General features: G+C 44.0%; 10 protein-coding genes and 1 pseudogene. 10 read left to right on the top strand and 1 reads right to left on the bottom strand.

The window, feature by feature from the left end:
* Nucleotides 1-198: 198 nt before the first annotated feature.
* From B3K91_RS00750 to B3K91_RS00720, 7 genes are all read left to right on the top strand, one after another.
* Nucleotides 199-1,530 carry a GH1 family beta-glucosidase gene (locus tag B3K91_RS00750; protein ID WP_214061444.1) on the top strand — a complete coding sequence of 444 codons (1,332 nt, stop codon included), beginning with the start codon at nt 199-201 and terminating at the stop codon, nt 1,528-1,530.
* A 136-nt stretch (nt 1,531-1,666) separates the two neighbouring features.
* On the top strand, nt 1,667-2,527 hold the full coding sequence (locus B3K91_RS00745; RefSeq protein ID WP_214061445.1) for a DegV family protein: 861 nt from the start codon (nt 1,667-1,669) through the stop codon (nt 2,525-2,527).
* Between the two features lie 392 nt (nt 2,528-2,919).
* Nucleotides 2,920-4,281, top strand: coding sequence for an MFS transporter (locus B3K91_RS00740; protein ID WP_214061446.1), 1,362 nt, complete (start codon nt 2,920-2,922; stop codon nt 4,279-4,281).
* On the top strand, nt 4,265-5,503 hold the full coding sequence (pepT, locus tag B3K91_RS00735) for a peptidase T (RefSeq protein ID WP_214061447.1): 1,239 nt from the start codon (nt 4,265-4,267) through the stop codon (nt 5,501-5,503). Before B3K91_RS00740 ends, pepT begins: the two co-directional genes overlap by 17 nt.
* Before the next feature lie 806 nt (nt 5,504-6,309).
* A complete protein-coding gene (locus B3K91_RS00730) occupies nt 6,310-7,962 on the top strand; it encodes a phosphoenolpyruvate carboxykinase (ATP) (protein WP_214061448.1) in 1,653 nt (550 codons plus the stop codon).
* A gap of 455 nt (nt 7,963-8,417) precedes the next feature.
* Nucleotides 8,418-9,620, top strand: coding sequence for an ATP-utilizing protein (locus B3K91_RS00725; RefSeq protein ID WP_292590622.1), 1,203 nt, complete (start codon nt 8,418-8,420; stop codon nt 9,618-9,620).
* A 200-nt stretch (nt 9,621-9,820) separates the two neighbouring features.
* On the top strand, nt 9,821-10,255 hold the full coding sequence (locus tag B3K91_RS00720; protein ID WP_214060520.1) for a hypothetical protein: 435 nt from the start codon (nt 9,821-9,823) through the stop codon (nt 10,253-10,255).
* On the opposite strand, the gene abc-f is transcribed toward B3K91_RS00720, so the two are convergent.
* Nucleotides 10,250-12,067, bottom strand: coding sequence for a ribosomal protection-like ABC-F family protein (gene abc-f / locus B3K91_RS00715; RefSeq protein ID WP_214060521.1), 1,818 nt, complete (start codon nt 12,065-12,067; stop codon nt 10,250-10,252). The genes B3K91_RS00720 and abc-f overlap by 6 nt on opposite strands.
* 141 nt (nt 12,068-12,208) lie before the next feature.
* Between abc-f and B3K91_RS00710 the strand changes: the two genes are divergently transcribed.
* The 3 genes and pseudogenes from B3K91_RS00710 to B3K91_RS00700 all read left to right on the top strand — a co-directional run.
* On the top strand, nt 12,209-12,793 hold the full coding sequence (locus B3K91_RS00710; protein WP_099829857.1) for a hypothetical protein: 585 nt from the start codon (nt 12,209-12,211) through the stop codon (nt 12,791-12,793).
* A 142-nt stretch (nt 12,794-12,935) separates the two neighbouring features.
* The gene (locus tag B3K91_RS00705) at nt 12,936-14,225 is read left to right on the top strand and encodes a hypothetical protein (protein WP_292593842.1); all 1,290 of its coding nucleotides are present in this window, start codon (nt 12,936-12,938) and stop codon (nt 14,223-14,225) included.
* Nucleotides 14,226-14,265: 40 nt separating this feature from the next.
* Nucleotides 14,266-14,606: pseudogene (locus tag B3K91_RS00700) on the top strand (SDR family NAD(P)-dependent oxidoreductase); the annotation flags it as partial.

Raw genomic sequence — 14,606 nt, 5'->3', positions numbered from 1 at the left:
ATGAATTCAACTCCTAGCATGGAGAAATCAAGAACCGACAAATTCGGAACTGCTTTCTTTATCAATACTAATACAAGCCGAAGGCTTTTGATCAGATGGGACAGATTTCCTGGTTCTTACCGACCTCTGATTCTACATGTTGGAAAGAGTAATGTGGTAGGATTTGTAAAGTGAGAAGTTGGCTAGGAGGGGATCTCTTTGCGAGCAAGTTTTCCTGAGGACTTTCTTTGGGGTGTTGCAACGGCTTCTTATCAGATTGAGGGCGCAGACCTGCAAGAAGGTAAAGGGCCTTCGATATGGTCAGATTTCACCCATGAACCAGGACGAATAGATTCCGGGGAAAATGGCGATATTGCCTGCGATCACTACCACAGGTACTTGGAAGACATTGAGCTTATGACTAGGCTCGGAGTGAACTCCTACAGATTTTCCATATCCTGGCCAAGAGTGTTTCCTGAAGGTAGAGGACAGATAAACCAGACGGGAATCGACTTCTACGATAGACTGATTGATGAACTTCTTAAGAGGAGTATTCGGCCTGTTGTTACTCTTTACCACTGGGATCTCCCTCTTAAACTGCAGGAAAGATTTAATGGATGGGAGTCCCGAGAAATAAGGCATTACTTTGGCGATTACTCCAGCAGTATGTTCAGCAAATTCGGTGACAGGGTGAAGCTCTGGATAACTATGAACGAACCGTATTGCTCATCCCACGTCAGTTACCTCTGGGGGGAACACGCACCCGGAAAGAGAGATTTGAGGATTTCACTTTCCGTTGCTCACAACCTTTTGCTTTCTCATGGTGAAGCGGTAAAGCGTTTTAGGGAAGAAGTGAGAGACGGCATGATTGGTCTAACCAATGTATCTGCTTTTGTTGAGCCTGCCAGCGATTCCAGAGCTGATCTTCGAGCGGCAAGACTCTATGATCAATTCGTAAACGGGTGGTTCTTTGAAACCCCAATCACTGGCGAGTATCCTTCCGAACTCTTCTCAAGGTTCGAGATTGCAGGAGTGAGCCCAACTATCGAAGATGAAGATATGGAACTAATATCCACGCCGTTCGACTTTTGGGGTGTGAATTACTATACAAGAAACCTTGTTAGAAGCCAAGAATCAAGCGTGCTTGGCAGCGAAGTTGTTCAGGGAGACCTCCCGAAGACCGAGATGGGATGGGAGATCTACCCAGAAGGTCTAGAAGGTTTTCTATTCAAGGTCTTCAAAGAATACGGAAGGAAACCGATCTATGTTACTGAGAACGGTATCGCAAGCAAAGATGCTTTGGTTGATGGCAACGTTGACGATGGCCCGAGAATTGATTACCTTAGAAAGCACTTTTCAGCTGCTCTTAACGCGATCAAGGGAGGAGTGGATCTTAGGGGCTTCTTTGTCTGGACTATGATGGACAATTTCGAATGGGCACGAGGTTACTCCAAGAGGTTTGGTTTGGTATACGTGGACTTCAAAAACGATCTGAAACGAGTTCCAAAGAAGAGTTTCAACTATTACAGGGATTTCCTTCGGTCTTTGTGAATCAGATTTTGGTAGACATAACTGACTTAGAAACGGTCGTTTCAACGTTTAACTCTTCGAACTGTGAACGCAGCAATCTAGACGCCGGTCTTAAAGAGAGGTATGTAATTAGCTTGTATGACAGGGGGTTTGCCAGATGATTGGATTTATTGTCGATTCAGGTTGTGATCTTCCTGAACAGATGAAAGCAAGAGATAACGTTAGAGTTGTACCTTTGAAGATAGTTCTGGATGGTAAGGAGTACAGAGACAACATCGACATATCCACACCCGATCTGCTTCACTATATGGAAGATAAGTTTCCCAAGACATCTCTTCCAAGACAGTCGGAAATCGGTGAGGCTTTTGACAGCCTTTATGAAAAGGGATTCAAGGAGATGCTTTATATTGGAATATCCAGCGGTCTGAGCGGAACGCTTGGTCAAGTGAAGACTTTTGTCAGAGACTTCTCCGAAAAGCACTCCGATGTGAAGGTCGAGGTAGTCGACTCAATGAATATTTCGATTGGCTCGGGGCTGCTCGCTATGAAGGGGATAGATATGGTTAAGAGTGGTCTTGCCTTTGAAAAGGTTGTGAGCGAAATTCACGCTTCTGTAAAGAAATCTAAGGTTTTTTTCTGCATACCTGTTCTGAAGTTTTTAAAGGCTGGAGGACGAATAGGAAAAGTTACTGCAACTATAGGTGATATTCTTGACCTGAAACCCGTAATAACCGTTGGAGAAGATGGAGTCTATCACAGTGTTTCAAAAGAGAGAGGCATGAAGAGAGCCGTCAGGGCTTCTGTGAAGAATCTCTTGAATTTCATTGAAGGCAAGAGGCTTCTGAACATTGCCGCATATACTTCAGATAAGAGTGAAAAGACAATGGAATTCTTTAGAATGGCAATAGAAGAGATTAAGGCTGCAGGAATAGATGATGTGATAACAGGTCAAATTTCTCAGTCTCTTGTGTGTCATACAGGTCCTGGTCTCGTAGGTGTTGCAGCGATTATTGAGTAGTAAAAAAGAAAGCCGCCAATTGGCGGCTTAAAAGTCGGGATATTCCAGGGGGTTTCAACATGCACGTCCATTCAACAATATGGGGGGTAATTGGGACTTGCATATTGCTTTCAGGTGCTTTGTCTTTTTTAATGACCGGTTGAGCTTTTGGGGTTGCAAGGTTTCTTATCTATTTGAATTAATTGTACCCAAATCGATCGGGTTTGTCAAGATAGTAGAGTGGAATTATCGGCTTTTAGTTTGTAAACATTTCGTTAATAGGCATCTTCGCGGGTCTTCTAAAGATTTTTTAGTAGACAAAGTGATCTCTCTCGTAGTTGTTTTGCCAGTAAATTGCGATAATATGCAGTAGCACTGTTTGTATTACTCTACGTCGTCCGGAGATGTATTGATTGGATAAGAATCGGCAGACTAGGATTCTCTCGGTTTTTGAGGGTGCAATATACAACGGGTTCTTCTTGATAACTCAGGGTTTTCTTGGTACAGGGCTTGCACTCGAATTTGGGGCATCTGAACCGGTGATAGCCTTGATTGGCGTTCTTCCTTCGGTTTCCCAGTTCATTCAGCTGCTGGCTCCATCCTTCTTGAGAATTGTCAAGAGCCGAAAGCGGGCGATGATGATCTGCGCTTCCGCAAGCAGGCTGTCTACGGCTTTTATTCCTATCACGCTTGCTCTTGGAATAAACAGGCAGTCACTTCTGCTGACTATTCTTGCCTTCTTCTCGCTTGCGGCGAGTCTTACCGGAAACTATTGGGTTTCGATTATAAGAGATGTGGCGCCGTTAAAAGGTGCTGCTAGATTCTTCAGCATGAGAAACGTGATATTCACTTTCACGAATATGTTTATAACGTTGTTCTACGCCTTTATCCTTGATTCGGTGCCCGGAAGAATGGGTTTCATTCTGATCACTGCTTTTGGAGTGGCAAGTGCATTAGTCAGCCTCGTGCTCTTGGGGTTTCATAACGATCCTCCCCACGAAATAAGTCATGGTCGAGGTTTGTTCAGGGCCGTCACTAAAGACATAAGGTTCATGCCGTATTTGAGATTCTACTCCTTCTGGAGCTTCTCAATAGCTATTACCTCGCCCTTTTTCGCTTATCATGAGCTAGTCAACATGAAACTGGATTACTCATTTCTTAGTATACTGAATGTCTTCAGTTCGCTCCTAACAATACTGTTTTACTTGTTGTGGGGAAAGATCGCTGACAAAATCGGGAGTCAGGCGGTCCTTGAGTTTGGGGTTCTTGGGGCTTTCCTCAAGACAATCCTGTGGTTGTTTATGGACACCGGGACGGTCTATCTGTTGTATATTGATACTTTTATCGGGACCGCTTCATGGAGCGCCATAAACCTCTGTTTATTCACCACAATGCTCGACTTGCTTAGCGGGGTTGACGCCCAGTCTTACTATGCTTTGCTTTCATTCACCAACGGTGCCTCGGCTCTTGTTGGCTCCCTGGTGGGAGGATTTTTCGCTGCATATCTGAACAGGTTCACTTGGATGGTTGGTGGACACAGGTTTTTCGGCATCCAGATCCTGTTCTTCGTTACTTTTGTTCTCAGAGGCGTCTCTTTGATTTTCTTGAAGAGAGTCAAGACGAGAAAGGTGGTCTCTGTGTCGGGAATGGTTTTTAATTCGGCTGCAGTGTTAGCTAATCGACTTGCGGCAAGACCTAGAGAGCTTATCGAAGTACTAGTACATAAGAACAAGGCTAAACAACGGAAGGAGAGAACAAATGGAAAGAGTGATTGAACGGTTCCTAAGGTATGTATCTGTAGAGACTACCTCAAGTTTTGAATCAGATTCGTTTCCATCAACTGCCAGTCAGCTTGATCTTGCTCATATTCTCAAAACGGAGATGGAGGAAATGGGTCTGAAAGGAGTGACATTGGATGACCACGGATACGTAATGGCGACTTTGCCGTCAAATGCTGGTGATGGACTTCCGGTTTTGGGATTCATAGCCCATATGGACACGAGCCCAGATATGAGCGGCAAAGATATCAAGCCTTCAATTGTTGATTATGAAGGAGGCAAGATAGTCATTAACAAAGACAAGGATATCTTCATCGATCCCCGGCTCTTTCCTGAGCTCGAAGAGTATGTTGGTGAAAGGCTGATCGTGACAGACGGAACTACTCTGCTAGGAGCAGACGACAAAGCAGGAATTGCGGAGATTCTTTCCGCAATAGAGTACCTCATTTCAAACCCAGAGATCAAGCATGGCGAAATCCGACTAGGATTTACTCCTGACGAGGAAGTAGGAAGGGGAACTGAGTACTTCAATGTAGAGAAATTCGGGGCAGACTATGCTTACACAGTTGACGGAGGGGCTTTGGGCGAAATCCAGTACGAAACGTTCAACGCCGCAAATACCGAAGTTGTTGTAAAAGGCAGGAACATTCATCCTGGAAGTGCAAAAGGTAAGATGAAGAACTCGATACTGATAGCATGCGAGTTCAACGATCTGCTGCCTTCAAGTGAAGTACCTGCGGCAACGGAAGGTAGAGAAGGCTTCTTCCATCTGCTCAGTATAAGAGGTTCAGTGGAAGAGACAATTCTGAAGTACATCATTAGGGAGCACAATATGGAGAAGTTTGAACGAAAGAAGAAAATGATTAAGGAAATCGCGGTCTTCTTGAATTCGAAATACGGCGATGATACGGTGAGTTTGCAGACAAGAGACTCCTATTATAATATGAAAGAGAAAATCGAAGAAAAGATGTTCCTTGTTGAAATTGCAGAAAGAGCTATGGAGAGTCTTTCAATTCGACCAAGGATTTCACCAGTGAGAGGGGGCACCGATGGCGCGCGTCTCTCTTTCATGGGTCTCCCAACACCGAACATCTTCACCGGAGGTCATAATTTTCACGGAAGATACGAGTATATCCCGGTAAGCTCGATGGAAAAGGCCGTTATGGTAATTGTGAAGATTGCAGAGCTTTTTTCTAGAAGAGAAAATCTGGATAGTTGAAGAAGTGTTCAGTATTTGGTATTTCTAACAAACGAGCGATTGTTCCACAAGACAGCGAGAAGCGGCTTTGTTTTGGACGAAATGTCGTGGATAACTAAGGATGGGATTAAGTCATGCCTTTTTTTCTCTCAGGAAATTACAGGCCGCGTGGTCTCTTCGAAAACTCTTTACCTGGCTTAGTAAAGTATTGGCTGGAACAATCTCCACTAATCGGTCTGTCAAGCTCTGTACTTCCATATAGTCTTGACTCTAAGTCTCAAACTTGACTTCCTAAGTTGAGAACTGGCGCTAAAAGGATGGAAATGAATGTAAATACTCTCTGGTACCAGGGGCTCCTTCTGAAGACAGATTAGAATCGGAAACATAGTGTCACCAATAATAAGAGGGGATCTCCTCGGATTTGAGAAGACAGATTCGCCGATGTACCGGTGCGAACTATATGGAGAGACTACCGGAAAACGCTAGATAACATAGAGATGAATTCCACTGATCTGCTCAAGCGAGCGGCGACTAGAGCAAGAGCAACGAGTTTCTCATGAGCGATTCAGGAATTGTGTAATCTGTCTTCAAAAAGAAGCCGGTAGATACGGAACTCGTCATCAATAATTGACTACCTTTCCCCATTATAACTGTACATCATTTTTGTGTTCTAGTCTTCCTGAATCTACCCCATTCATGCACAATGATGCAAGATTAATTGTGATTCGCACAGTCAACCAAGACTTTGCGAATCCTTCTAGTTGTTGCTAAGGAAATACCTTTGCCGAGGAATCGGCCGATTTTCTCATGGTCTATGGAGGTGAAAAATGTCAACCAGTTCCAGATTCATCAGGGGTGAGATAGGAAAGAATAACCCCCTATTTTCAATGGCTAGAGTAACGATTGAAACTGCTTTCTACGGGAATAACGTGATTCCGGTTTCTTCCCCGAGTGAAGCCTATAAACTGGCTAAGGACTCTCCTGGTACAATTGTGACGGATCTTCATGTCTTCAAACCCGAGAAGGTCGGACTTGAGTGTGACTCGCGAGTTCTGCTTTTCAACGATGGCGCCGTAACAGGCAGGTGTGCTACTGCGCGGAGAATCTTGGGGGAGCCAGGAGTAGATGAAGCGGAATACGGGGCAAAGATCCGGGAGGCAATCTACAATACAAGAAGTAGGAAAATGTATCATGCACAGGCCTATATAGGATTAGATGAAAACTTCATGGTCAAGGCCCATCTTCTTGTTCCAGAAACTCATGAGAATCTTATCTATAACTGGCTACTGAACTTCCAGCCAATAAACGAATTCTATAATGGGATGTACGAGACCTCTGAAGGATTCGAAGGTGAGGGAGATATTTTCGTATTCTCCGATCCGGAATGGCAACATCCGGATCATCCGCTGGGACTATCGTTCTTTGATCCAGAACATAATTGCGCGGCAATTCTTGGAATGAGGTACTTTGGCGAATTCAAGAAAGGTACTCTAACCCTTGCCTGGGGCTGTGCCAACAGGCGCGGATTTGCAGCTTGCCATGGCGGTCAGAAGAGATACAATCTTCAGGACAGAAAATTCGTGGTCGGGTTCTTCGGACTCTCAGGTTCGGGGAAATCGACATTAACGCATGCCAAGCATGGCGGTAAGTATGATGTAACTGTTCTTCATGACGATGCTTTTGTCATTTCCTCTTCAGACGGTTCCTCTGTGGCGCTAGAGCCTTCGTATTTCGATAAGACCTCTGATTATCCCTTGAGCAGTGAAGACAATAAGTATCTTCTATCTGTTCAAAATGTCGGAGCTACTCAAGATGATGAGGGGAGAATAGTCATCGTGACCGAGGATATAAGGAATGGAAATGGTCGTGCAATCAAGTCGAAGCTATGGTCACCCAACAGAGTAGACAGATTTGACGAGCCGGTAGATTCGATAGTATGGCTAATGAAGGATCCTTCGATTCCCCCTGTGGTTAGAGTTGTTGATCCCGTTCTTGCATCAACCATGGGAGCTACCCTTGCGACGAAGAGAACCTCTGCTGAACGCCTTGCGCCAGGCGTGGATCCCAATGCATTGGTAATCGAACCATACGCTAATCCCTTCAGAACCTATCCCCTTTCTGCTGATTTTGACCGTTATCTAGAGCTGTTCACAAGTAGAAGCATCGATTGTTACATTTTCAACACAGGATACTTCCGTGATGTGAAAGTTCCAAAAGACCTTACTCTTCAGATTCTTGAGTTGATAGTGGAGAGGCGGGCCGAGTTTGTTCCCTGGGGTCCGTTCACTGAACTGGAGACAATGGAGATTAAAGGATTCATCCCCGATCTTACTGACGAGAGTTATAAGAAGCTGGTAAGAGATAGATTGGTTGACAGACTGAGCTTTCTTCGATCCAGAGAAATTGAAAGAGGAGGTTTTGACAAGCTGCCTGCGGAGGCAGCAGAATCGATTTATTCACTTGTTGAGAGATTAAGATAGTCTTGTCTGTTAGTGGAGCCGCCAGAAGGCGGCTCTTTTTACCTTATTCGAATCATAGAGATAAATAAAAAGGATTCCTGACTGGCGTCAGGAATCGAAGGGGGAATTGCTACGAAACGAGGAGTTGTCCGGATTGCGGCTAACTTTGTTATGTGATCGAGTTCATTGTGAATACATAATAAATGAAGTTAACCGTCAACCATTCAAAGACATTATACAACTTCTTTTTAAAGAAATCAAACCGTCTTTATTATGTAAATGGATGTGCAAATTTACATATTTAGGTCTCTGATAACTCCACAGTCTTTCATCAAATTGCCAGTACTGAGCCAGGAGAATTCAGGAAGCGCCATAAGTGAAACACCTTGAATAATGTAATTGTTACGTTCTTAGCATAGTATGAATGTAACTACCTTGTTTTGCTAATTGTCCACGGGAGGTTTCTTAGTTTGAGGGTGTTAATTACTGGCGCGAGAATGTGGTATGCGATCAATGCTATCAGACTTCTGGCTAGAAATGGGCATGATGTTTTTGCTGCGGATAGTAGTAAGTTCAGTGGCGGCCTTTATTCTAGGTACCTAAAGGGGAAGTTTGTCTATCCATCGGTCAGCGATGATAGCGAAGGATTTATCAACGAGATTCTGGAAAAGACAGATGAAATGAAGATAGATGTGATATTCCCGACGTTTGAGGAGGGCTTTGTTATAAGCAAGTACCTGCATCTATTTGAGGGGCGGGTCAAAGTTCTGGTGCCTTCATACGATCACATCAAGCTTCTTCATGACAAATTCACTATGACAGATTACGCGAGGTCACTTGGAATATGTGTTCCTAGAACAGCATTGCTTGGGGAATTTGAGCCTAACGGCAGCTCGTTTCCGCTTATAGTGAAACCGCGTAATCAAAGGTCCGCCGAAGGAATAGTGAGAGTAACTTCTTCCAAGGAGTTCGAGAAGATTTCGAAAGCGCTAGATGGAAAGAGATTTCTTGTTCAGGAGTTGAAGCCGCCTCACCAAATATGTACTACTGGGCTCGCCTACAATGGTAAAATGATAGGAAATGTTATTTACAAGAATGTAAGAGAGTATCCGGAATCCGGAGGGATAGGAACTTGCAGGATCTCCATTGAATGTGATTCGGTCTTGAGAGACGTTGAGAAAATCGTCGGCAACCTCAATTACTCGGGATTCATATCAACGGATTTTCTCTATGATAAGGAAAGAGACGCGTATTTTCTGGTTGATGTTAATCCGAGGATGAGTCCTGGACTCTTGGTGGCATATTGTTCGGGAGTAGATATGGTAAAGGCATATATGGACTTGGTGACCAAGAATAGAGCCGAGCAGATTATGTCGCCAGAAGTGGGTAATGGCACTTATACAACTGCAATGGAAATAGGCTGGTTCTTCAGCGTGCTGTTCAAAGGAAGGTTTGGTAAAATGAAAGGCTTCTTCAAGAGCAGAAAGAGACTGAGAGACGACTCATGGGACATCCGTGATCCGGCGCCGTTCTTTGTGATGCTAATGTCAATGCTTTACACAGCGATTCTTGGGCCTCTTAAGGGTGGCCAGACTAAGAGTTTTTCTCTGGGAGCAACCTGTGATATAGAGAGCCTCTGTGAAGAGGCGGACTCGAATGAAGTGAGGAAAGCCGTTTGACCTTTGATCGATGAAGAGAGCAAGCCCTTTGTCCAGTCCTTCTTCTCGATTTGCTGGTAGGAACCCTGGATCATCGTTATTCCAATATCTGCTATAATGATTTTTGTAGAACAGGCTTGAAAAGTATCCCTTTTCCAGATGCACTTGTTTGTTGTTTTCAGCAAGAAGATCCAGCTGGCAGGTTTTTTGGAGTGATGAGCATGGGAGTGTTCGAAGGTTTTAACAAGACGGTGTTTGTGCTTTCTTATGTTCTCTTGGCGGGTGGGGGACTACTAGTCTCAGTCTTCATGATGCCTCTGCGAGATCCTAGAACTGAAGCCAGAGTACAGGGTTATCTTTACACTTTTTGGGAGACTATTAGAATACCGGCAGTGGCTACTTTGTTTGTGATTGTTGGCACTGCCTTATCTATCATACTGATCAGTTCACTGTCGATTATATGGAGTTTGGTCTTCTTCGGTTCAATCGCCTCTGCCGCGCTCTGTTGGTACAAGGCAGATCGGTTGATAATAAAGGGGGCCAGTGATCCCAGGTCGATGGTAGAGGTCGACAAGAAGAGTTTTCATAGATATCTGATATACTCAGATCTTTGCATATTATTGTCAGCGGTTTCCATCGCGTTCTTGATGTTATGAGGTCTCATCAAGAGTTTCAGAGAGCCTGTCAAGTTCATCATCCAGCATTTCTCTTTCCTGGAGTATTTCTAGGAGTCTTGATTCAATTCTCTCTATGCCAGTATAAAGGTCTTGAAGTTTTTCGTAATCTGTTGAGAAAAGGCCCATCTTCAGCTGTGCCATTTCCAACTTCCTTGATAGTTCGTTCTCTTCAACTTCCAACTGCTGAAGTCTTTCAAGGACTGACTTTTTCTTGTTGGATAGTCTACGCCGCTCCTGAAAGGTTAGCCTCGCATATTCGTTGCCCGTAGAATCGATGTTTCTCTGGTTTCTTCTAAGGTATTCTTCAACAGAAGATACCGCCTTTAACTTCTTCCCATCTATCATCAGGAAGTGATCACATACGTTCTGTACGAATTCTCTATCATGTGACACTAGGATTATGCAACCCTCATACTCTTTCAGAACCTCTTCAAGGCTCTCAATAGACCAGATATCAAGGTTGTTTGTAGGCTCGTCCATCACTAGAACGTTTGGTTTCGATAGAATAAGTTTTGCCAGTGCTAGCTTTGTTCTCTCTCCTCCACTCAAAGATGGAACTGGTTTGAACACATCATCGCCCGGGAAACCGAATCTTCCAATGTACTTCCGCACTTCGTAATCCGGCTGCCCCCGCATCAATTGCCAAATCTCGCTTATCACATCATTAGATGGGTTCAGATCTTCAGTAAGCTGCGACAGGTAGCCCCAGCGAACATTATGACCCCAAGTAATTTGCCCAACATACTCCTCAAGATTCTCAGTTATTATCCTCAGCAAGGTTGTCTTTCCACTTCCATTGGGGCCCAAAAGTCCAATCTTGTCCCTCCTGTGCACTTCTGCCGAGGCGCCGTTGAAAAGTTTCTTGCTTCCAAATCCGAACGACAGTCCTTCGATCTTCAAAACTGAGTAGCCGGTTCTGTCTGGCTGAGGGAGTCTGAACTTAGTTGGCCTGATTTCCTCGTCTGGAAGATCTATAGTTTCAAGCTGATCCTTGAGTCTATCTCTTTGCCTCTCCTTATTAACTGCTTGTTTTATGAACTTCTCTTGACCCCAAAGTCTGTATCTTTTTGCAACTGCATCCAGCCTTTCAATTTCTCTTGAAAGGTTCTCTCGTGTCCTCAATCCACTCTTAACCATGATCTCTCTGTCAGACTGATATTTGTCATATGTTCCGGCGAAATCCCAGAGAGATCCTCCATTCAGCTCCCAGAATCTGTTTCCAACATTCCTTATCAGATACCTATCGTGAGTGACAACCAGGAGCGCACCTTTATAGCTCTTCAGGAAATCAACCAACCACTCCGTTGATTCAAGATCCAGATGATTAGTTGGCTCGTCTAGCAAGAGAATATCGTGGTCGACAAGAAAGAGCTTTCCAAGTGATATTCTTGTGAGTTCTCCTCCGCTGAAGGTTTCCAAATGTCTTTCCCAATCTTCTTCGTAGAATTCCAAACCTACCAAAATGCTTCTCACTCTTCTATCATAAGAATAGAACTCTTCCGTATCCAGAGGGACATTTGATTTGTCTTGCAGGTAGTACTCCATAAGCGTCATTTTCTCATCGGGAATTCTGCTCTGAATCTGATAACCAATCTTTACGTTTGACGAATGGAAAACCTCTCCTTCAGTTGGAGAAAGCTCTCCTGCTATGATTCTCATTAGGGTGGATTTTCCGCTTCCGTTCTTACCGAGAAGGATAATCTTGTCTCTCTTGTCTATTGAGGTTGAGACTTCATCAAACAGGAAGTCCTGACCATAATCATGTCCCACTTTGCTAAGAGTTAACAGCATATAGCTTCCCTTCTTGTTCTTTGTCAGTCATAATGATACAACATCTCCGGCTGTTTTGAAGTTTGAGCTGTTTCTGGGCGATTATGCTACAGAGACTTGTGTTATCTTTGAATATGCGGTGAAACCGGGTGGTGTATTGATTTGAAACTTTGGTTACCTTTTCTCGTTGTCGTAACGGCTTTTCTAGCAATATCGTATATTTGGGGCTTCAATTTCTTCAGAAGTCCCAGCCAAGTTTTTATTCAGTATGAAAGGGCTATGCTTGATTACACCGCTCAAATTCGTCAGCAGCAGGAAGCCGGTTCTAAGGCAGGTCTCAATGAGAGGGAAATCGCGTTCCTGAGAGAGCTGGCGATAGTTGAGCTTGAGGGTGACATGAAGAGTCTGGTGTTTGATTTCCAAAAAGATTGGCCCTTGATGCAGCGTCACTACATCCAGTACGCGCATCGATCCGGCGACTGGTTCATAGAAGGATTGTCCGGATCGCTATATACTCAAGATGATCCTGAGTACAGTAGTTTTCTTGAACTGTACGAGTTGCAGGACGATCCAGATAGTTATTGCCTCATATTCATCCCTGGATCCTCCGAGAAAAACGTTTTCACGGAGTTCAGCGGTGCGAGGGTTTACTATCTGCAAAGAACGATCTGGGGTTACAGAATTGAATGGAGTAGATCCTTGATTGATCTGATTCTCGATGTGGCTATTTCGTCTGCTTCCGTGTAGTATAGGTAACCCATCGTAAAGAGTTCGTTGGCGGAATACCCATAATGAGGAGCCTTTGTGAGAATCTTTCATGTTATCAGGATCTCATTTTCTGGTATCCTTTTATAGAAGCGATTTTATTCAGTTATTGCCGGAGGATATGATGTTCTTGAAGAAGATCAGTCAAAGAATGAAAGATAGGAAGATGTCAAAGATAGAGAGAAGAATAGAGAGATCACAAGGGGACGAAGAGAGGAACAGACTTCTCGCTGAACTGATGAACATGAAAGTAGAAATCGGAGATATAGAAGGTGCTTTTGAAGCTGCGGTTGAGAGACTAAGACTTATCAGAAGCGATGAGTCGTTTGAAGACTTCTCGGCCATCTTTAAAAAGTTTGATAGACCTATGAGAACAGCTGCAACCAGATCTTTGATCAGACTTGCCGGAGAATTCGATGAGAAACTATGGAAAAGAGTTATGAGATTCTTCTTCAGCGAGGAGCCTGATCTAGCCATAGATTTGGCAACTGCTTGCTACAGGATTTCTCGAAGAGTCTTTTTTGTGGAGGTTGCTCTCCAGAATATTGAAATGACCGTTGCTTCTGCAAGTCGAGAGAGGCTTTCCAAGATTAAGGAGATGTACATGAAGACGATTGCAGAAGTGGGAGAGATTTCGAGAGAGGATCAGCTAGCTATTCTCAGGCGCATCGTAGTCTCTGGTGAAATGACTATAAGAGATGAGCTTCTGTATCTGGAACTTTCTATAATGTATGGTCTCGTCACGTCTTCAGAGGAGGATTTGCGTGAAATCGCTGAGAGAATAGTCGAAAGGTTTGATGGCTGTGGGTATTCTTTTAAAGGAAACGAAGCGTCGTTTCTTATCAGGCTTGATCAAATCCTATCAAGGATAGATCGATTTGAAGACAAGAAAGCTCTGCTTGAAAAGATCAGGCTTCTGGATAAATCTGCTCCAGAAAGTGTTAACGAGATTTGCTCAGATGAATCAAATGATATTGAATTGATCAAGAAAAGAATTTCGGTCTCTGAATCAAGATCCAAAAACAGAAATGCGAGCAGAGAAGACCTTGAGGAGCTCGCCAGGGATTACGAAAGACTTATAGAGATTCTCCAACTACCGGAAGATAAGCTTGTTTATATAAGGAAACTGGGGGTTTTGCTCCGAGACCGTCTTGAAGAACATCATAAGGCTCTTGAAATCTTTGAAAAGGGCTTAAGGTTGAGAGGCGATGATGTGTCTCTCTGGCTTGTTAAGGGAATGACTCTCGAAAAGATCGCAAAAACCGAACGTGAACCCGACAGGGCTTCACTATACTGGAAAATGGCTTACAACCATTATCATGCTATTGCAGAGACTTTTGAAGAACAAGAGATAAAGCTTGCAGCAATCGAAAAGTGTGCAATGATACAGTCTGAAAGGCTAACCAAGATCTAGCCCGCTATGGGATAAAATGTGATGCGTCAGGAGGTGCTCTTTGAGGTTCTCGGACAAGGCGGTCTTGATTACCGGTGGTGCTAAAGGGATCAAGAAGGCAATAGCACTTGGCTTTGCAGAATCTGGAGCGCTTGTAGTCCTGATGGATATTGACGAATTGGCCGGTAACGACACAGTGCAGACTATTAAAGGGCTTGGAGGTCAGCATTTTTCATTCAAGGAGATGTCTCTTCGGGAAGAGATGTTAGGAGAGCTGTTGATTATGCCGCAGCGCCAACAAGATCGATCAATACGCTAATAAACAATGCAGGTATCGCTTGGACTGGAACGATTCTAGACAGGTCGATAGATGACTGGAAAAAGGTTCTTGAAGTCAATCTC

The sequence above is a fragment of the Mesotoga sp. UBA5847 genome (assembly GCF_002432735.1).
Classification (GTDB): domain Bacteria; phylum Thermotogota; class Thermotogae; order Petrotogales; family Kosmotogaceae; genus Mesotoga.
This window is presented reverse-complemented; position numbering and strand designations above follow the sequence as displayed.